Source organism: Caballeronia arvi (assembly GCF_001544695.2).
In the GTDB taxonomy this organism is placed as follows: Bacteria; Pseudomonadota; Gammaproteobacteria; order Burkholderiales; family Burkholderiaceae; genus Caballeronia; species Caballeronia arvi.
In genome coordinates this window covers 113087-131948 of record NZ_FCOM02000011.1, presented here as the reverse complement: position 1 = coordinate 131948, position 18862 = coordinate 113087, and the positions used below count along the sequence as shown (strand labels likewise).

Here is an 18862-nt window from a genome sequence, read left to right as displayed (position 1 = left end):
CGAGTCTTTCTCGGTGGCCATACTGAATCGCGAGAATCGTTCTGAAGAACTTGTCGCGGGGCCTAAGGTATCAACCCACGCGCGATTGGCTCAACGTGAATGCCAGCAAGTCGCCGTCGGTGGGCTCGCCCCAGGTCTTTCGAGCAAGCCAGTCGAAGAACGAAGTTTCGGCGAGCTTCGAATCCAATCCGCGCTTGCGCCAATCGTCGCGCATGTGCGTGCCCAAAGCCGGCAGCACGTCATCCTCGAACGACTGACGTGCGAGTTCCCGTTCTTCCTCACCTTGCTCGTCGTACAGCACACGCGCTTCCTTGCGACGGTACGCGGAAAATTCGCTCAGCAAGCGTGCCTTGAGATCGTCAGCGGCCGCGGCGGCAGCCCCCGGAGTGCGTGCCGGCGCGCCGCTCGTCGCAGGAGGCAACGCCTCCACCGGCGGCGCATAGCCTTTCTTGAGCGCATCCTTGAAAAGCGCCGCTGCGCTTCGAACCGGTGGCAAGGACGTGCTGCGCATGCGTTGCTCGGTCATCTGCAATGCCGCCCGGATGCGATTCTCCTCGCTGTCCGCATAGAGCGTCTGAGCGTCCTTGAGCGGAATGCCGATCTTCACCATCCGATCGACCAGGGTGCTGTCGAACACGTTCGGATGCTCGTCGAGCGCGAGCATCGGCTGCTTGCGCTCGGTCACGCGGAACTGGATCTCCGCAACACGCCTTCCCTCGCGATGCTCCACCAACTCGACGAAGATGTTCGTCACCGCGTTCACTTCGGCAATCGCGGGGCGCAGATAATCGCGCTTGAAGTATTTGTATTCGCGCTTGGCTTCGTCACCGGCTTCCGTGTCGGGCGTACCGGACAGGATCGGGCGCCACCACTCCCAAGTTTCGCGCATCGTCAAATGGCTGGGATTGGTCAGGTAGCGGACGCAGATCTCATAGAGCGCAAGGCCCGCGCTGCTGCGCAACTGGCTCTGGAACTGCAGGCTCAGACGCGCATATTGAACCGGATCCAGCAGCTTCTTTTTGATTTTTGGCGCGAAGGAAAACTCGACCCATACACGGCGCGTCGTCGGGTCTTCCAGGATTTCCGCATCGGCGATCAACGTCGAGATGCCCCACTTGCGGCCGGGCTTCTGGCTCGATGTGCCGGTGCTCCACTCGACCTGCACCGACACCATGCGACGCAGATGTTCTTTGACGAGCGCAGTATCGTTCGAGTCGAACGCCGAATTGGCGACGATATCGGAAAGCAGCGCACGATACGTGTCCCCGGATTCGTCAGCCTGCTGGGCGACCGCGAGCAGCACGTTGAAAAGCTTTCGAGTCAGCAGCGTAATCTTGCCGTTTTTCGGCTGAATCGCGATGGCCTCGACAGCCTTGCGCAATTCCGCCGAGCTCGGGCTGACAACGTCGGTCTTCTTTGCGCGCTTCGTGGCCATGCGATGGTCAGGATCGATGTTGCGACGAAGGATACCGATTGGGGTGAACCGCGTCTATAGGGGTGTCTTCACCATCCTGCGGTGATAACGGACACGTTGTTGAGCCTCACTGCGGTGCGCCCCCGTAAACGCTCACCGCTCACCGATCGCACCCATCTCATATATCTAGCATCCATGCGGGTAAACGGATTGCAGCGCGTTTCACTCGAATTCGCAACGCCCAAGCGGGGTCCTGAAAACACTCACCTCAAAATATTTTCGGCAACAGTCAGCTGTGGCGCACGAGAGACAGCGCACTAGTTGCGCGTTTTTCGACCGACTCATCGACGGCTCGCGGTGCGTATCCATCGACTGTCCGACTCACTCGCGAAGGAAAGCGCGAACGCTCCCGAAGAACCTCACCTTTAGCGACTGACACGGGTCGGAGAGCAAAGCATCACGGCTTTATACAGGCCTTAGCAGAGCAACCGTCTCCAGTAAAGCCTTGGCTTTACTGGGCTTCCCTCTCGTGTTCAGACGTCCTCCAACGACTCACTCACGTGATCCCGCAAACACTCACCTTTCTGTATCGCTAACTCCAAAGTTGCCCGTAGCAGGCACTCATCTCGCTCTCTCGAGCTAACGGCAAACACATATCCTCCCGTAAAAGCTCACTGCACCTTCGTCGGGCTTCGGTTATGGCGCTCGTTCGACGGCTCCCGAATTTACTCACCATTGATTGAGCGCATACTGACAGATTGGGGATAACTAACTGTTTTTAAACAAATTGCTATCCAGAAACGCCGACGCGTCCAGTATCCCCTGGCAACAAATGAGAATCCCGAAGATACTCACCTTTCCGCCTAAACCCGGACCGGACGAGAATAAAATTGGCGCCCGCACGCTCCTGCAAAGTCTCACCTTAACGGCATGACAGCGCAAAAAGGCCGCCAACGAACCGATACAGTCCCGTAGAAGTTCGGCTGCTGGCTTGTTACTCCCGTAAAACCTCACCTTCGAACCGAAAGAGGGTTTTGTTCCAGTACGACAGCACACGGCTACCTGTAAACCCTCACCGTTGCATGCGATTCTTCCCCGTAATCACTCACCAATCGGAAAACCTTACCTAAATCGGCTTGCAAAAAGTGCGTTTCTTCAGGTCCCGAGGAATCTCACCATCAAGAGAAATTCAGCGGCTTCCTCATCCCGTCAAATCAATGCCTGCTCGCGATAGACCTCCCGAAAACGCTCACCTGAGCGAAACCGGGGCTTCCCGAATCCGCTCACGATGTTTCCCGCGAGAACTCACCAAGCCCCCTGAAGCCCATCACCGATATATCCTGCAAAGCTTCACCATAGGTCCCGAAAGGTCTCACCCAACATCCCGCAAACCCTTATGGCACAAGGCTTTCGCGCGGCGTTAACTGTTTTTCAAGAAGGTTCAAGGGTGTTTACTTCTATTACTCTCAAGCCCAGTGTCGTGGCTAGCGAACATGTTCAAAACCGAAGAGTCGTGAAACACGACATCTATCCGCGGATCAAGCTAAAATCGCCGCTCAATCAGTGAGTTAAGATCATCTCCTAAAGATGTTTCACGAGACTCTCTACTGTCATTGAGCAGAGTCTAGTCGATGAGGCGTGAATGGTGATGCATCCACGTGCAGGCGGAGGACAATTCGATATTCGTAACGCCTGACACGTAAAAGGTTATGATTGTTACGTTAAATCCGGCTCATTTCCGACATGGAACACCACATTCGCGATGCCCTGCGGCAAGAAATCGATGCCATGCGCGCTGCCGGCGCTCGGCGGCAAGATCTCTCGCAACACACATGCAAGCGCCTTTTCTTCGATCTGGGTATTCGACCCTCGGTAACCGCGGTCCGCGAATTCACGCAAACAGGCAGTGCGAGCGATATCCCGAAAGACATCGAAGCGTTCTGGTCCAGCTTGCGTTCAGCGTTGCGCATGCGTATCGATGCTGGCGCGATTCCCGAATCGCTGCAAGAACGTGCCGGCGAACTATTGGCGGCTTTGTATGACGAGGCCCAACGGCAGGCACGTGCGTCCCTGGTCGATGACAAAGCCCACCTCGACGCTGTCCTCTCAGCCGCGCAAGCCCAGGTTCACGAGGCCGATGTTCGCCGCGAGGCGATCGAGCAAGCTCATCAACGCGCCGAGGCGCGCGCCGAAGCCGGCGCGGCGCGGATCGCGGCACTCGAGGCCGAGCTCAAGGCGCTGCGCGATCAGGGATCGAACGCTCAAGCGGGCTTGCGCGAGGTTATCGGACGCTGGGAAAAGGAGAGCCAGGCGCTATCCGAGCGCCTCAGCGAAGAACAAGCTTCGACGGCGCGGCTGCGCGACCGTATCGATGAACTGCAGAGCGAGCTGCGTCAGAATACCGAGCACTACGCTCAGCAGATCAAGGACGCCATCAAGGAAGCCGAGCGACGCGTCCGGCCGATGCTGGTGGAACTCGATTCCCTGCGCGGTATGGCTGCCACCTATCAGGCCGGGGTTCGCGACACAAGCCAGAAAGAATTCGATTTCATTCAACAGCTTAGCGCCGCAAGAAGCCGAGCTGACCGGCTCGAATCGCAAGTTCGGGAGCAGTCGGACGAAATCGATGCACTCATTCGCGAACGCGATGCCCAACGCGTTCAGTCCGGAGCGAGCGCCGAAGTCGGCGCATTGATCGCGTCGATGGCGGCGGAGGGACGCCTGAGCGCCGCCGAAATCGCCGGTCTGGGGACGCAACTGGATGCGCATGTGGCGGCGCCTGGGGTCTGTCCGGCTTGCGAACTCGCGGAACCGGAATTGCAGCGTCACGAAGATGAGTACGAGCTGTCCTGCCCGAATTGCGAGCGGACATCGGGCGCGGTTTCGTCGAAACTCGCGGCCGTCGATGGTTTCATCCGGTCCGCCCGCGTCGACGCCTCCTGACCGGCGTCGGAAAACGTCAAAGGTGAGTGTTTTCGGGACCCTCGATCGGGCCCGCCGAGCCAGCGTCCACAGCCATACCGGCGCGCGCCTTCGCGATATCCCGCTCCCGTATTTGCTCACCCATCCATTCCTCCCACGCGCGATGCAGGCGGTGGCCGGAGATCGTCTGCTGGAATCCGAGCCATTGCCCGACACGATCGGGGTCCGTTCCGTCTTCGAACAGTTCCGCCGCATACGTGTTGCGCAAGGTCTGCGGGCTCGCCCGTGCGACGCGCGACGCGGCGATTCCCGACGCGGCCACCACCGCGTCGATCGCGCGCAGCATCGTCGCCTTGTGCATGGAGCGTCCCGACGGCGCGGCCGGAAACAGCAGTTCGCCCGCGAGTCCCGCCGTTTTGCGTTCGCTGATCCAGTTGTCGAGCAATTCGACGGCGAACGGCGCGAGCCGCGCCTGCCGGATCAGCAACGGATTCGACGCGTCCACGGTGATATACGGCGCGCCTGCCGCATAGCAATCGATCGTCAATTGCGCGGCTTCGCCCGTCTTCACGCCTGCACCCAAAAAGACGGCGACCAACGCCCGATCGCGCCGCTCGCGCCAACGCTGTCCGGCCGGCAACGCGCCGATCGGCGAGAACAGATGCGCGACGAGCAGCGCGCGCTCGTCGTGAGTCAGAAAGCCGGTCGGCTCGTTATCGCGCGCCTTGCGCCACGCGGCGTTGCCGTCCTGAGCGATGAAGCGCGCCGGGTTCGTCGCGGCCGATTCCACTTCGCGCACGTGATCCAGCACGCGTTCGATCAACCTCAGGTAGCGCATGCGCTGCGGACGGCGGATATCCAGTTGCGCGACGAACTGCTCGATGACGGGACGCTGCACCGTGTGCAGCGTCGCGCGTTTCGCGGTCAGCCACTCGAGGAAGTTGCCCCACTGCGCGCGATAAACATCCGCCGATGACGCCCGGAATGCCTGCTGAGCGAGCCATGCGTCGAAGGCGGCGTGCGGATCCGCCTGCCAGTCGGCGCGCTGTTGGTCGAAGAGATCGGAAGTGTTCGGCATGGTGTCGGAAGGCGCATCGCCCGCTGTATGGCACTGGGCACAGGGTCGGGCTTCGGGGGGCTGACGTCAAGCGAAGGTGTTCATCGAAGTGTCGATAACTGTCTTGCGGGGCGCGTGACTTGTCGACTACTGTCATCTATGCGGCTTCCTTCCACCCTCGAGCTCATGCGCAACTAGGAGTGAACGATGGCCCAGCAATCCTGGCAGGACCGCCGCGCAATCGGACGCGCCGCGCGCGAGCGCACGCCACGGGGCGCGCACGAAGCGATCGGCGATATCGATCGCGATCCCATCGAACTGTTGCAATCGAGCAGCAAGGGGCGCGTCGAGGCGCTCGTTCCGCTGCGCTACGGCCGCATGCTGGTGTCGCCGTTCACGTTCTACCGCGGCAGCGCGATCCTGCAAGCGCACGATCTGGCCACTACGCCGAACAGCGGTATCGCCATCCAGATTTGCGGCGACTGTCACTTGTCCAATTTTGGCGGCTTCGCGACGCCGGAGCGTGCGCTTATTTTCGATCTCAACGACTTCGACGAAACGGCGCCCGGTCCTTGGGAGTGGGATGTGAAGCGCCTTGTCGCGAGCTTCACGATTGCCGGGCGCCATCTCGGTCACGGCGACCTTGCCGCCGACGAGTTTGCCTTTCTCGCTGCGCGCAGCTATCAGACGCATATGCGTGAGTACGCCGAAATGAGCGCGCTCGATCTCTGGTACGAACGGATCACGTTCGATCGCATGTACGCTGCCGTGCAGAGCGATGACGCCCGGCGGCGCATCAAGCGTGGCATCGAGCGTGCTTCGCGCCGCACGCACGAGACGATGTTGCCGAAGCTGGCGGATCGAACGGGCGGCATGTGGCGCATCCGCGATGCGCCGCCCGCCGTGTTCCACGTTCGCGGCAAAAGCACGCTGATCGACAAGAACGACGAATGGATGACCCTCGAGGGCACTCGAGAAGAGATTTATGCGAGTCTCATGCGCAAATACGTCGTGACGCTGACGCCCGAGCGGGCACGGCTACTTTCGCAGTTCACGCTGCAGGACGTTGCGTTCAAGGTGGTCGGCGTAGGCAGTGTCGGCACGCGCTGCCTCGTTCTGCTGCTCACCGATGCCCACGACAAGCCGCTCTTCCTGCAGATGAAGGAGGCATCGACCTCAGTCGTCGCGCGATACGCGAAGCAAGCGAAAGATGCGGACGATCCCGAACACGACGGTCAGCGCGTCGTTCATGGACAACGTTTGATGCAGGCGGCCACCGATCCGTTCCTCGGCTGGGCGACGGGCCCGCTCGGACGCTCACTGTACATCCGTCAGTTGCGCGACATGAAAATCTCCGCCGAGCTCGAGACCTTCACCGATGACGCCTTTCGCGAATATGCCGCGATGTGCGGCTGGGCGCTCGCCCGCGCGCATGCGAAATCGGGCGGATGCGCGCCGGAGATCTCGGGCTATCTCGGCAACAGCGATCGCATGGCCGAAGTGCTCGTGCGCTACGGACGCGGCTATGCGGATCAGGTGGAAAAGGATTACGAGACGTTTCGCGCGGCGTGCCGGGACGGCAAGCTCGAAGCGCGATCCGACGCCGACATGTCAGCCGATTTCGCGCCGTGATGATGTGCGTTGCGTGATGAGCGGAACCGCGCACGGCACGCGGGCGCGTGCCGGGGACGCGCGTCAGTGTGCGGCGATGGCGAGTTGCGGTCGGCCGTGTCGTGCGGCGCGCTCGTAGGCGTCCACGGCGAAAGCGAAGACGGCGGGCAAGGCATCGGAGGATGCGACGTCGACTACGTCGTCGGTTTCGGGGAAGTGAAAGTTATCGGGACGCGCAAACAGCTCGCGCAATGTCGCTTCGTGCCTTCCCGCAAAGCCCAGGTCTGCCACGGCTTCGGCTTCGATGGCATGCAGCAGCCGCCAGGTCAGCGGCACGTTTTTGTCGATGTACCGCCCCGCTATCTGACGCGTAATGCGTTCGAGATCATGCACAGCACGGGCAAACTGCCTCTTGCTTAGATTTTCGCCGTTCGACTCCATGATTCACCCCTTCCCAACTGGTCTTATAGTACTGTACAAACATACAGTACTTGTTGCAATAAAAATAGCCTCTCGCTAGTCGGCCCGGGTGTATGTGCGATTCCGCCTACGTGCATTTCAGACAGGCGCCGCTATGCGCGCTCGCGAACGAAGCGCATCGTGGAACCATGCTTAGGAAATCTCCTGAGCGGAACGCGCAGGCGCTCTTCTGCGTACGTTCGACGGCATCGCGCGGCCAATCGCGCTGCAAACCACGGGAGAACTGCTATGAACAAGGATCAAGTCGAAGGCGTTGGCAAGCAGGTCAAGGGAAAGATCAACGAGGGCGTCGGAAAAATGACCGGCGATAAGGCTCAGGAAGCCAAGGGTGACCTGCAGCAGGCGGCGGGCAAGGTCCAAAAAGGCGTGGGTGACGCACGCGAAGATCTGAAGGACAGCGTCAAGAAGAACCCGTAACACGGGCTTGACGGCGCCGTTCGCGGCGCCGCTTAGATGCGGGACGCGGATTTTGCGCGTCCCGTTTTTTGTTGGGCCGAGGCATTGCCGGCCGGTCCAAACTTGATGCGCATAAAGTCAGCCGTGGATCACCACCAGCAGTGCTCGCGCTTCGGCGCGTCCGACGTTACGAATCGCATGCGCTTCGTCGGCCGCATATCGCGCGGTTTCGCCAGCTTTGAGTCGACGAGTCGCGCCCGATGCCTCCACTTCGATCGATCCGTTCAGCACCGTAAGGTGCTCGCGTGTCCCCGGCTCGTGCGCGTTCGACGTAAGTGCCGCGCCCGACTGTAGCGTGAGCTCGTACCACTCGAATTTGCCGGCGAGTTCTATCGGCCCCCAGACGCGCAACTGATAGCCGCCGTTGTCGCCGCTCAAAGTCGGGATGTCGTGCGGCCCGGCGACGCGTATCGCCTCTGCCGGCTTCTGCTGCGTAAATAGCTGATCGAGGCTGATACCTAGCGCGTTGGTCAGTCGCCAGGCGACTGCGATCGTCGGATTGGCTTTGTCGCGTTCGATTTCCGAGAGCATCGACTTCGATACGCCGGCGGCCCGTGACAGGTCGTCGAGCGTGAGTTTCCGTTCATTGCGCAATCGCTGAATGATTTCTCCGACGCGCGGCGGCGCCGTTCCCGCGAAGTCGCCTGCTTTTCCGTCTGGGCCCGTGCTTGCCATGTCTCGGTCAATCCCTTAGAGTGTTCGACATATCGGAAAAATGTTCGAAATATCGAACATGTCCGATTCGATGGATGCACTATAACAGGGCTAAGGGCCGCGCCGCGAGCAGCGAAGCGCGGATCGCCCGGACAGGCCAAGAACAAGGATCGCGATGAAAGACCAATTCCTATCCCATTTGCGCTCGACGCTCGACGAAATTCGTGCGGCGGGGTTTTACAAAGCGGAGCGCGTCATCGCGAGCCCACAGTCGTCGGATATTCGGCTGGCGAATGGGAACGACGTGCTGAACTTCTGTGCGAACAATTACCTCGGGCTTGCCGATGATCGTCGTCTCATCGACGCTGCGAAAGCGGGCCTCGACGCCGACGGCTTCGGCATGGCGTCCGTGCGCTTCATCTGCGGTACGCAAACCGTGCATAAGGAACTCGAACAGGCGATCGCGCAATTTCTCGAAACCGGGGACGCCATACTCTATTCGAGTTGCTTCGACGCGAACGGCGGACTTTTCGAAACGTTGCTGACCGAAGAAGACGCGATCATCAGCGATGAATTGAATCACGCCAGCATCATCGATGGCGTGCGTCTTTCGAAGGCGAGGCGCTTGCGTTACAAGAACAACGATCTCACGGATCTCGAAGCGCGCCTTCAGGAGGCCGACGCCGCCGGCGCACGCTTCAAGCTGATCGCGACAGATGGCGTCTTTTCGATGGACGGCATCATCGCCAACCTCGCCGGCATCTGCGATCTCGCAGACCGTTATGGCGCACTCGTGATGGTCGATGACTCCCACGCCGTCGGTTTCATCGGAGAAAAAGGACGTGGCACGCCGGAGCACTGCGGCGTGCTGGATCGCGTGGACATCATCACCGGAACTCTCGGCAAGGCGCTCGGTGGTGCGTCGGGCGGATATGTCGCCGCGCACAAGGAAATCATCGAATTGCTGCGTCAGCGCAGCCGGCCGTATCTCTTTTCGAATACGCTGGCGCCGAATATCGCGGCCGCTACGCTGAAAGTGCTCGAACTACTGGACAGCGACGAAGGCGCCGCGTTGCGTCAACGCGTCCGCGAGAACGGCGCGCACTTCCGCCGCGCCATGTCGTCTCACGGTTTCGATCTCGTTCCTGGCGAGCATCCGATCATCCCCGTGATGCTTGGCGACGCTCAACTCGCGTCGAAAATGGCCGATGCGCTGCTCGATGAAGGCGTCTATGTGATCGGTTTCTCATATCCCGTCGTACCGAAGGGACGCGCGCGCATCCGCACGCAGATGAGTGCTGCGCATACGCCGGAACAGATCGATCGCGCGGTCGATGCGTTCGCGCGCGTCGGCCGATCGCTCGGTGTCATCCGCTGAGCGCAGCGCGACTTTATGCGCATAAAGCGAGGGGACCGGGCCACAAGCCTGCGATCCTCGAAGAAGCACCACCAAGACCAAACGTCAGGATCAAACGCAATGAAAGCCCTCGCCAAACTCGAACGCGCGCCCGGCCTTACCTTGACGCGCGTGAAGCGGCCCGAAGTCGGCCACAACGATGTTCTCATCCGCATCCGGAAGACTGCGATCTGCGGCACCGACATCCACATCTGGAAGTGGGACGAGTGGGCGCAGAAGACGATTCCGGTGCCGATGCATGTCGGTCACGAATATGTCGGCGAGATCGTGGAGATGGGCCAGGAGGTGCGCGGTTTTGCCATCGGCGATCGCGTGTCCGGCGAAGGACACATCACCTGCGGGTTTTGTCGGAACTGTCGCGCCGGGCGCCGGCATTTGTGTCGCAATACGGTCGGCGTCGGCGTGGATCGCGAAGGCGCGTTTGCCGAATATCTCGTGATTCCGGCGTTCAATGCGTTCAAGATTCCGCCCGATATCTCCGACGACCTCGCCGCGATTTTCGATCCGTTCGGCAATGCGACGCATACCGCCCTCTCGTTCAATCTCGTCGGCGAGGACGTGCTGATCACCGGCGCGGGCCCGATCGGCGTGATGGCCGCGGCGATTGCACGGCATGTCGGCGCGCGCAATGTCGTCATCACCGATGTCAACGATTACCGCCTGGAACTCGCCCGCAAGATGGGCGCGACGCGTGCCGTCAACGTGGCCAGGGAGCAACTGCGCGACGTGATGAGCGAACTCGGCATGACCGAGGGCTTCGACGTCGGTCTGGAAATGTCCGGCGTGCCGAGCGCATTCACGTCGATGCTGGAATCGATGAACCACGGCGGCAAGGTCGCGTTGCTCGGCATTCCGCCGGCGCAAACCGCGATCGACTGGAACAAGGTGATATTCAAGGGACTCGAGATCAAAGGCATCTACGGGCGCGAGATGTTTGAAACCTGGTACAAGATGGTCGCGATGCTGCAAAGCGGTCTCGATCTGTCGCCGATCCTCACGCACACCTTCCCCGTCGACGACTATCAGCGCGCATTCGACACGATGCTCTCGGGCAATAGCGGCAAAGTCGTGCTCGACTGGACCGAGGCCTGAAACACCGACACGACGCGCCCGATAGGCGCATCACTGCGCCGCATCCGCGGGCGCCTTCGAAAACTCCGCCTGAATGGCGACGTGCACATCGTCGCCGACGGCCGGATACCACGTCGTCAATCCGAATTGCGCACGGCTGAAATGTCCGTCGGCTGAAAAGCCCAGCGTTTCCTGCTTCGTGAGCGGATTGACCGCGTGACCGTTGAACGTCACGTTCAGCGTGACCGGCTTCGTCGTGCCGCGTATCGTCAGATCGCCGGTCAGCACGCCCTTGTCGTCTCCGGTGCGCTGAAAACCCGTGCTCGCGAAAACGATGCTCGGGTAACGCGCGACATCGAACATGTCCGGCCCTTTGAGCATGCGATCGAGCAGCGGCACGTTTGTGTTCACGCTCGATGCATCGATGGTCGCTCGCACCGAGCTTCCGGACATGCCGTCCGCATTCCAGTCGAGCTGCGCCGTCGTCTTGTCGAATCGGATGACGAATCGCGAGTAGTGAAAATGATCGACGTCGAAGCTCACGTTCCAGTGATGCGCGTCGAGCTGATAACGCCCCGGCGGCACGCTCGCTTCATTCGCCGACACGCGATGCGTGACCACCTGCAACGGCGTACAGGCCATCAATGCGCCAGCCGCCAGAAACGCAATGAGATGCTTATAAAACTTCATCGCGCTTTGCCTCGAATAAGAAATAGAACGCCGACAAGTTTCGCCGAGAACGAGCAAACGTGCGCGGATCGTCACGCGCTTTTCGCCCGCTCCCCCGAAAATAGCGCGATCAGGTAGAGTTCGCCTCGAACCAACATCTCAAAAATAAGGCGCCATTGGATACGTGCGATGGCGGAGAAAACATGCGCACATGGCTGCTTCCTTTCCGACACTTCCGCGCTCGCTTTCTGACGGCTGTCGTCCTGGTCGCTTCGGCATGGGCGCCTGCCGCGCACGCGGAATGGTGCGGCGACGGCCTTTGGGTCGATGCGATGATCGCCTCGCACCACTTTCATCCTGACAAGGATTTCGAACAATTTAATCCCGGCATCGGACTGGAATGCTGGGTCGCGCCGCAATGGGCGGTCACGGGCGGCTACTTCCGCAACTCGTTGTCGAAGCCTTCCTTTTATGGCGGCGGCGTCTGGGGACCGGACTTCCTGCACTGGAATCACATCAGGCTCGCCGTGATGGCCGGCCTCATTTCAGGCTACGACTACGGCAGTTACGGCATCGGTCATAACCATACGGTCGGGCCCGTGGCCGCGCCGCTCATCATGCTCGATTACAAGCGTGTGGGCGCGAACATCATCCTGATTCCGCCGATACCTTCTAGTGATCTGCCGTTCACGCTCGGCTTCATGCTCAAAGTGAAATTTTAAGCGATCCTGAATATTCTCACCGGTCGCACTGACACTTCAGTTCATGGTGTGTCGAATGAACGCGCCGCGTGCTGCAAGCACTCGAGCAACAGGCTGGCGGCGGGCGTCAACGGACTATCCCGCCGCGTCACGACACGAACCGACACGGCAGGCAACGGATCGGCGATAGGAAAGATCGCGAGCCCGTCGCTGACCCATGGATGCTCGAGCAGCGCGGCCGGCATTGCAGCCAACGCATCCGACCCGCGCAACAATCCGTGCGCGATGATGAAGCTCGGACACTCGATCACGCGACCCGGCACCATCAAGCCGCGCTCCGCATACGAATCGAGCAGCGCCCGCGTCGAGCTTTCCGGCGACGGATTCAACAGCCACTCCGCATCCGACAGCTCCGCGAGCGACGTGCAGTGCCGCAACGGATGATCCGCGCGCCCGACGATCGCCGAGCGGCTTTGATACAGCTCGATGTGATCGAATTCCGGCGCGAGATGCTCGGGCACGACCACCGCGACGACGAAATCGAGCGAACCATCCCTCAGACGCGGCATCGCGACGCCCGGAAAGCCTTCGATGAAACTCACGCGCGCATTCGGCATCTGCCGGCGGAACGCGCGGTACGCCTGCGGCAGGATCGACAGCGCCGCAGTCGGTGTGACAGCCGCACTCACGCTTCCCGCGCCCGTGCCTTTCATCTGCGCGATGTCGTCCTCGGCGCGGCGCATCTCGCTCACGATCAGATGCGCACGCACGCGCAACTGCTGCCCGAACGCGGTCAGCTGCACGCCGCGCGCGGTGCGCAAGACGAGCGGCACGCCGAGATCCTGCTCCAGTTCCTTGATCGCTTTCGTGAGCGCGGCTTGCGAAAGGTGCAGGCTGCGCGCGGCCGCGCGGATGCTGCCTTGCTCGGCGGTCGTGAGAAACGCGCGGAGCTGGTGGTATTTCATGCTCATCAGCGACACCTTAGGGTTATGCCCGACAACCATCAGTCATCACGGAGCAAATTTACAGTCTTTTGGTTTGCTTTTAGGCTTTATATGCTTGGAACACGTTGAAAACTGCATCGAGCAAGGAGTGTCACATGCTGTCAGTCGAGCCCGTCATCCCAGGCATCGCGGCTATCGCGTCAGAATTCGTCGATGTCCGGCGACGCATTCACGCCCATCCCGAAATGGCGTTCGAAGAAACGCAAACCAGCGCTCTCGTCGCGGAATCGCTCGCGCAGTGGGGCTACGAAGTGCATTGCGGGCTCGGCAAGACCGGCGTCGTCGGCGTGCTGAAGGCGGGCGAGGGCGGCAAGCGCATCGGCCTGCGCGCGGACATGGACGCGTTGCCGATCGAAGAAACCACCGGCCTGCCGTATGCGAGCCAGCACGCCCGCACGATGCACGCATGCGGCCACGACGGCCACACCGCCATGCTGCTGTGCGCCGCGCGTTATCTCGCGGAAAGCCGGCAGTTCTCGGGCACGCTCATCGTGATCTTTCAGCCCGCCGAGGAAGGCGAGGCGGGCGCGCGCGCAATGATCGAAGACGGGCTCTTCGACAAATTCCCGTGCGATGCCGTGTTCGGCCTGCACAACATGCCCGGCTTGCCCGCGGGCGACATGTTCTTCACGCCGGGGCCGGGCATGGCGTCGTCGGACCGCGTGAACATCACGGTGCGCGGCGTCGGCGGTCACGGTGCGATGCCGCACGTCGCACGCGATCCGATGCCCGCGGTTGCATCGATCATGCTCGGTCTCAACAGCATCGTCGCGCGCGAAGTGGATGCGCAGAAGCCCGCGGTCGTCACGGTCGGCAGCGTGCAGGCGGGCGAGGCGTGCAACGTGATTCCCGAAACCGCGCTGATGAAGCTCTCCGTGCGCGCGCTCGACGCGGGTGTGCGCGCACTTCTGCAGGAACGGATCACCGCGCTCGCGAACGCACAGGCGCTCGCTTACGGCTGCACGGCCGAGATCGATTACGAACTCGGCTATCCGGTGCTCGTGAATCACGCCGAACCCACGACCTTCGCCACCGATGTCGCCGTGAAGATGCTCGGCGCGCAACGCGTCGATCCGGCCGCAAAGCCGTTGATGGGCAGCGAAGACTTCGCGTTCATGCTCGAAGCGTGCCCGGGCACGTATGCGTGGATCGGCAACGGCGTCGGCTCGAAAGGCGGCTGCATGGTCCACAACCCCGGCTACGACTTCAACGACGACATCCTCGCAATCGGTGCGAGCTACTGGGTGCGCCTGGCCGAAGCCTGGCTCGCCGACTGATTCCTTCGGAGCACACCATGAACGCACCCACTTTCGCCAGCGCGCCGGCGAATGCATCGACGCAGACGAGCCGTGCAGCGCGCACGCGGCTGGTGATGGCGGCGGCAGTCGGCAACGCGCTCGAGTTCTATGACTTCACGGTCTATGCGTTCTTTGCGCTCATTATCGGCAAGCTGTTTTTTCCGGTGAACGATCCGGTCGGCCAGTTGCTGCTCGCGGTGGCGAGCTTCGGCGTCGGGTTCTTCACGCGTCCCGTGGGCGGTTTGCTGATCGGCATGTACGCCGACCGCGCCGGCCGCAAGAAGGCGATGCTGCTCACGCTCGGCCTGATGGCGCTCGGCACCGCGATGATCGCCGTCGCGCCGACCTACACGCAGGCGGGCATCGCTGCGCCGATCATTCTCGTGATCGCGCGGCTGATTCAGGGCTTTTCGGCGGGCGGCGAAGTGGGCGCATCGACGACACTGCTGCTCGAACAAGCGCCTTCGAACCGGCGCGGCCTCTACGCATCGTGGCAGTTCGCGAGCCAGGGCCTGTCGGCGCTCGCGGGTGCGCTGACGGGCGTCGCGCTCACGGCATCGCTGACATCGGCGCAACTCGAAAGCTGGGGATGGCGCGTGCCGTTCATCATCGGCACCGCGATCGTGCCGGTCGGCTGGTGGTTGCGCCGCACGATGGAGGAAGCGCCGCGCGAAACTGTCGAGGCACAACCGAAAGCGCCGAAGATGCCGCTCGTCACGGTCCTGCGCGAACATGGCCGCGCCGTGCTCAACGGACTGGGCCTTACCATCGGAGGCACGTCGGCGCATTTCATCATCGTGTTTTATCTGTCGATTTACGGCGTGAAGCAACTCGGCCTGCCGAACTGGACCGCGATGCTTTCGGGCTGCGTGTCGGGCGCGATTCTCTTCATCGTCGCGCCGATCGGCGGTTATTTGTCGGATCGCATCGGCCGCAACCGGCTCGCGCAGACGACGCGCATCCTGCTCATGCTCGCGATCTGGCCGGCGTTCGCGCTGCTGAACCAATCGCCGACCACGTCGACGCTGCTCGCGGTCGTCACGGCGTTGTCGATCGTGCATTCGCTCAACGTCGGACCGACGGGCGCGATGCTCGGCGAGCTGTTCCCGCGTTCGGTGCGTGCGACCGGCGCGGCCATCGTCTACAGTCTGGGCGTCGCAATTTTCGGCGGCTTCGCGCAGTTCTTCGTGACGTCGCTCATCGTCATCACGAAGAGCGTGATGGCGCCCGCATGGTATGTGATCGGCTGCGGCACGCTGTCGGTGATCGCTGTGGCGTGCATGCGCGAACGATCGAGGGAAACACTCGACTGATCGTCAAATCTTGCGATGGAAAGCGCACCGGATCGATGAGCGAGGTGTATAACTCGACAAATCCGGGAACGACAAAGGCCGCCCCGTGCGGCCTTTTCTTCTGGATCCCACACTATGACAAACGCACATCAAAAAGGGGACATTCATGCGCAAGCTCCGTTCTCAAAGCTGGTTCGGCGGTAAAGACAAAGACGCCTTCATTCACCGTTCGTGGATGAAAAACCAGGGCATTCCTCACGATAATTTCGATGGCCGTCCGGTCATCGGCATCTGCAACACATGGTCTGAACTCACGCCGTGCAACGCACATTTTCGCGAGCTCGCGGAATACGTGAAGCGCGGCGTGCGCGAGGCGGGCGGTCTGCCGCTTGAATTCCCGGTGATGTCGCTCGGTGAATCCAATCTGCGGCCCACGGCCATGCTGTTTCGCAATCTCGCGTCGATGGATGTCGAAGAGTCGATACGCGGCAATCCTATCGATGGCGTCATTCTTCTCGTCGGCTGCGACAAGACCACGCCCGCGTTGCTGATGGGCGCGGCGTCGTGCAATCTGCCCGCGCTCGCCGTCTCGGGCGGTGCGATGTTGAACGGGCGCTTTCGCGGCGGCACGCTCGGCTCGGGCACGGGCGTATGGCAGATGTCGGAGGAAGTGCGCGCGGGCACGATGACGCAGGAAGAATTCGTCGAAGCCGAATCGTGCATGAACCGCTCGCGCGGACATTGCATGACGATGGGCACCGCCTCCACGATGGCCTCGATGGTCGAGTCGCTGGGCATGGGCATGCCGCAAAACGCAGCGATTCCCGCCGTCGATGCGCGTCGCCAGGTGCTTGCGCATATGGCGGGGCGGCGTATCGTCGACATGGTCAAAGACGATGTCACGATGGACAAGATCCTCACGCGTGAGGCTTTCGAAAACGCGATTCGCACGAACGCGGCCATCGGTGGATCGACGAATGCGGTCGTGCATCTGATCGCGCTCGCGAAGCGCATCGGCGTGGAACTGACGCTCGAAGACTGGGAGCTCGGCAGCAGCGTGCCGTGCCTCGTGAACCTTCAGCCATCGGGCGAGTACCTGATGGAAGACTTCTATTATGCAGGCGGCTTGCCTGCGGTGTTGCGCCAGCTTGGCGAGCAAGGCCTGCTGCATCGCGATGCGCTCACGGTGAACGGCCGCACGATCTGGGACAACGTGAGCGAAGCGCCGAACTACGACGAAAAGGTCATCACCACGTTTGCGAAGCCGTTCAAGCCGCATGCGGGCATCGCGGTGCTGAAGGGCAATCTCGCGCCGAACGGGGCGGTGATCAAGCCATCGGCGGCGACGGCGTCGCTATTGAAGCATCGCGGGCGCGCGGTCGTGTTCGAAAACGTCGAGGAATTGCATGCGAAGGTCGATGACGATTCGCTTGATATCGACGAGCACTGCATCATGGTGTTGAAGGGCGCGGGGCCGAAAGGCTATCCGGGTTTCGCCGAAGTCGGCAACATGCCGCTGCCGAAGAAGGTGCTGCAAAAGGGCATCACGGACATGGTCCGCATCTCCGATGGCCGCATGAGCGGCACGGCGTATGGCGCGGTCGTGCTGCATGTATCGCCTGAAGCGGCGGCGGGCGGTCCGCTCGCGCTCGTGCAAACGGGCGACATGATCGAGCTCGATGTCGAGGCGCGGCGCCTGCATCTCGACGTATCGGACGAGGAACTCGAACGACGCCGCGCCGCGTGGCAGGCGCCGGAGTTGCCGAAGCGCGGCTACTACCGCCTGTATGTCGAGCACGTGTTGCAGGCGGATCAGGGCGCGGATCTCGACTTCCTCGTCGGATCGAGCGGCGCGCCGGTGCCGCGCGACTCGCATTGACCGGAGGCGATTCATGACGAACCATCATCAGGCGCCGCCGCCGGGCATGTGGCCGGTTCTCTACGCTTTCTTCGACGCGCTGAACCGCCTCGACAGCGACGCCACGCGCAAGCAGATCGACGCGACCATCGCGGCGGGCGCGCCTGCCATCGTCACGCTCGGGCTTGCGACGGAAGTGAATCGCTTGTCGGAAGAAGAAAAGCGCACGATGATCGACGATTGCGCCGCGCATATCGCGAACCGCGTGCCGCTCGCCGTCACCATCACGGGCGACAGTGTCGATGCTCAAGTCGCGCTCGCAGACTATGCGCTGGAACGCGGCGCGTCGTGGCTGATTCTTCAGCCGCCTTCGAAGCGCGGCGAGCCCGAGGCCTTCTACTACGACTTCTTCGCCACGGTGCTCGAACGGACCGGCGCGAACGCGGGCATACAGAACGCGCCTGAATATCTTGGCGTGGGTTTGTCGGTGGAATCGATCGCCGCGCTCGCCGCCGAACGGCCCAACTTCCGCTTGCTGAAGGGCGAAGGCCCTGCCGTGACGATACGCGCGACCATCGAACGCCTTCGCGCGCTCGAACAGACGCTCGCGGTGTTCAATGGACGCGGCGGTCAGGAACTCGTCGATAACTTGCGCGCGGGCTGCGATGGTCTTATCGTCGCGCCGGATGCGTACGATCGTCAGGTTGCCATCCATGACGCCTTTGCCGAAGGACACGAGCACGACGCTCAATCGCTGTATGCGGACGTGCTGCCGGAAATCGTCTTCGTGATGCAGTCCCTGGAAACGCTCACCTGTTACGGCAAGCGCATCGCGGCGTGGCGCATGGGCTTCGATGTCGCGCACGATCGCGGCGCGCGTCCGACGCAGTTCGGCATCGAATGCGCGCGGCGTTTCGCGCAATATCTCGGGCCGACATCGCGCGTACTGCGCCGATGA

General features: G+C 61.7%; 16 protein-coding genes. 10 read left to right on the top strand and 6 right to left on the bottom strand.

Annotated elements, in window-relative coordinates:
• Positions 1-70: 70 nt before the first annotated feature.
• A complete protein-coding gene (locus tag AWB74_RS15630; RefSeq protein WP_061147648.1) occupies positions 71-1435 on the bottom strand; it encodes a replication initiation protein in 1365 nt (454 codons plus the stop codon).
• A 1722-nt stretch (positions 1436-3157) separates the two neighbouring features.
• Here AWB74_RS15630 and AWB74_RS15625 point away from each other — a divergent pair.
• A complete protein-coding gene (locus tag AWB74_RS15625) occupies positions 3158-4357 on the top strand; it encodes a DNA-binding protein (protein WP_061147647.1) in 1200 nt (399 codons plus the stop codon).
• A 16-nt stretch (positions 4358-4373) separates the two neighbouring features.
• On the opposite strand, the gene AWB74_RS15620 is transcribed toward AWB74_RS15625, so the two are convergent.
• Positions 4374-5414, bottom strand: coding sequence for a tyrosine-type recombinase/integrase (locus AWB74_RS15620; RefSeq protein WP_061147646.1), 1041 nt, complete (start codon positions 5412-5414; stop codon positions 4374-4376).
• A gap of 186 nt (positions 5415-5600) precedes the next feature.
• On the opposite strand from AWB74_RS15620, the gene AWB74_RS15615 reads away from it, so the two are divergent.
• On the top strand, positions 5601-7025 hold the full coding sequence (locus AWB74_RS15615; protein ID WP_061147645.1) for a DUF2252 domain-containing protein: 1425 nt from the start codon (positions 5601-5603) through the stop codon (positions 7023-7025).
• Between the two features lie 63 nt (positions 7026-7088).
• Here the strand turns inward: AWB74_RS15615 and AWB74_RS15610 are convergent, their stop codons facing one another.
• Positions 7089-7445, bottom strand: a complete 357-nt coding sequence (locus AWB74_RS15610) for a DUF2471 family protein (RefSeq protein ID WP_061147644.1) — start codon at positions 7443-7445, stop codon at positions 7089-7091.
• Between the two features lie 267 nt (positions 7446-7712).
• Here AWB74_RS15610 and AWB74_RS15605 point away from each other — a divergent pair, with 267 nt between their 5' ends.
• The gene (locus AWB74_RS15605) at positions 7713-7901 is read left to right on the top strand and encodes a CsbD family protein (protein WP_061147643.1); all 189 of its coding nucleotides are present in this window, start codon (positions 7713-7715) and stop codon (positions 7899-7901) included.
• 117 nt (positions 7902-8018) lie between these two features.
• Here the strand turns inward: AWB74_RS15605 and AWB74_RS15600 are convergent, their stop codons facing one another.
• Entirely contained in the window at positions 8019-8615 is a 597-nt protein-coding gene (locus AWB74_RS15600; RefSeq protein WP_061147642.1) for a helix-turn-helix domain-containing protein, read from the bottom strand.
• 154 nt (positions 8616-8769) lie between these two features.
• On the opposite strand from AWB74_RS15600, the gene AWB74_RS15595 reads away from it, so the two are divergent.
• Complete coding sequence (locus AWB74_RS15595) at positions 8770-9972, top strand: glycine C-acetyltransferase (protein WP_061147641.1); 1203 nt, start codon at positions 8770-8772, stop codon at positions 9970-9972.
• Positions 9973-10071: 99 nt separating this feature from the next.
• Positions 10072-11103 (top strand): L-threonine 3-dehydrogenase, encoded by a 1032-nt coding sequence (gene tdh, locus AWB74_RS15590; protein ID WP_061147640.1) that lies wholly within the window; start codon positions 10072-10074, stop codon positions 11101-11103.
• Between the two features lie 30 nt (positions 11104-11133).
• Here tdh and AWB74_RS15585 read toward each other — a convergent pair whose 3' ends face one another.
• Positions 11134-11772, bottom strand: coding sequence for a YceI family protein (locus AWB74_RS15585; RefSeq protein ID WP_061147639.1), 639 nt, complete (start codon positions 11770-11772; stop codon positions 11134-11136).
• Positions 11773-11954: 182 nt separating this feature from the next.
• On the opposite strand from AWB74_RS15585, the gene AWB74_RS15580 reads away from it, so the two are divergent.
• A complete protein-coding gene (locus tag AWB74_RS15580; protein WP_061147724.1) occupies positions 11955-12473 on the top strand; it encodes a hypothetical protein in 519 nt (172 codons plus the stop codon).
• A gap of 41 nt (positions 12474-12514) precedes the next feature.
• Here AWB74_RS15580 and AWB74_RS15575 read toward each other — a convergent pair whose 3' ends face one another.
• Positions 12515-13417 (bottom strand): LysR substrate-binding domain-containing protein, encoded by a 903-nt coding sequence (locus AWB74_RS15575; RefSeq protein WP_061147723.1) that lies wholly within the window; start codon positions 13415-13417, stop codon positions 12515-12517.
• Positions 13418-13551: 134 nt separating this feature from the next.
• Here AWB74_RS15575 and AWB74_RS15570 point away from each other — a divergent pair, with 134 nt between their 5' ends.
• The 4 genes from AWB74_RS15570 to AWB74_RS15555 all read left to right on the top strand — a co-directional run bounded on the left by AWB74_RS15570 (position 13552) and on the right by AWB74_RS15555 (position 18862).
• Entirely contained in the window at positions 13552-14733 is a 1182-nt protein-coding gene (locus AWB74_RS15570) for a M20 aminoacylase family protein (RefSeq protein WP_061147638.1), read from the top strand.
• Between the two features lie 17 nt (positions 14734-14750).
• The gene (locus AWB74_RS15565; RefSeq protein WP_061147637.1) at positions 14751-16067 is read left to right on the top strand and encodes an MFS transporter; all 1317 of its coding nucleotides are present in this window, start codon (positions 14751-14753) and stop codon (positions 16065-16067) included.
• A gap of 145 nt (positions 16068-16212) precedes the next feature.
• The gene (locus AWB74_RS15560; protein WP_061147636.1) at positions 16213-17925 is read left to right on the top strand and encodes an IlvD/Edd family dehydratase; all 1713 of its coding nucleotides are present in this window, start codon (positions 16213-16215) and stop codon (positions 17923-17925) included.
• Between the two features lie 13 nt (positions 17926-17938).
• Complete coding sequence (locus tag AWB74_RS15555) at positions 17939-18862, top strand: dihydrodipicolinate synthase family protein (RefSeq protein ID WP_200821975.1); 924 nt, start codon at positions 17939-17941, stop codon at positions 18860-18862.

Excerpts from the sequence above, each read along its gene's own strand:
- AWB74_RS15560 (WP_061147636.1), top strand. The coding sequence starts at position 16,213 with ATGCGCAAGCTCCGTTCTCAAAGCTGGTTCGGCGGTAAAGACAAAGAC.
- tdh (WP_061147640.1), top strand. The coding sequence starts at position 10,072 with ATGAAAGCCCTCGCCAAACTCGAACGCGCGCCCGGCCTTACCTTGACG.
- AWB74_RS15595 (WP_061147641.1), top strand. The coding sequence starts at position 8,770 with ATGAAAGACCAATTCCTATCCCATTTGCGCTCGACGCTCGACGAAATT.
- AWB74_RS15600 (WP_061147642.1), bottom strand. The coding sequence starts at position 8,615 with ATGGCAAGCACGGGCCCAGACGGAAAAGCAGGCGACTTCGCGGGAACG.
- AWB74_RS15565 (WP_061147637.1), top strand. The coding sequence starts at position 14,751 with ATGAACGCACCCACTTTCGCCAGCGCGCCGGCGAATGCATCGACGCAG.
- AWB74_RS15625 (WP_061147647.1), top strand. The coding sequence starts at position 3,158 with ATGGAACACCACATTCGCGATGCCCTGCGGCAAGAAATCGATGCCATG.
- AWB74_RS15580 (WP_061147724.1), top strand. The coding sequence starts at position 11,955 with ATGCGCACATGGCTGCTTCCTTTCCGACACTTCCGCGCTCGCTTTCTG.
- AWB74_RS15605 (WP_061147643.1), top strand. The coding sequence starts at position 7,713 with ATGAACAAGGATCAAGTCGAAGGCGTTGGCAAGCAGGTCAAGGGAAAG.
- AWB74_RS15630 (WP_061147648.1), bottom strand. The coding sequence starts at position 1,435 with ATGGCCACGAAGCGCGCAAAGAAGACCGACGTTGTCAGCCCGAGCTCG.
- AWB74_RS15575 (WP_061147723.1), bottom strand. The coding sequence starts at position 13,417 with ATGAAATACCACCAGCTCCGCGCGTTTCTCACGACCGCCGAGCAAGGC.
- AWB74_RS15620 (WP_061147646.1), bottom strand. The coding sequence starts at position 5,414 with ATGCCGAACACTTCCGATCTCTTCGACCAACAGCGCGCCGACTGGCAG.
- AWB74_RS15585 (WP_061147639.1), bottom strand. The coding sequence starts at position 11,772 with ATGAAGTTTTATAAGCATCTCATTGCGTTTCTGGCGGCTGGCGCATTG.
- AWB74_RS15615 (WP_061147645.1), top strand. The coding sequence starts at position 5,601 with ATGGCCCAGCAATCCTGGCAGGACCGCCGCGCAATCGGACGCGCCGCG.
- AWB74_RS15570 (WP_061147638.1), top strand. The coding sequence starts at position 13,552 with ATGCTGTCAGTCGAGCCCGTCATCCCAGGCATCGCGGCTATCGCGTCA.
- AWB74_RS15555 (WP_200821975.1), top strand. The coding sequence starts at position 17,939 with ATGACGAACCATCATCAGGCGCCGCCGCCGGGCATGTGGCCGGTTCTC.
- AWB74_RS15610 (WP_061147644.1), bottom strand. The coding sequence starts at position 7,445 with ATGGAGTCGAACGGCGAAAATCTAAGCAAGAGGCAGTTTGCCCGTGCT.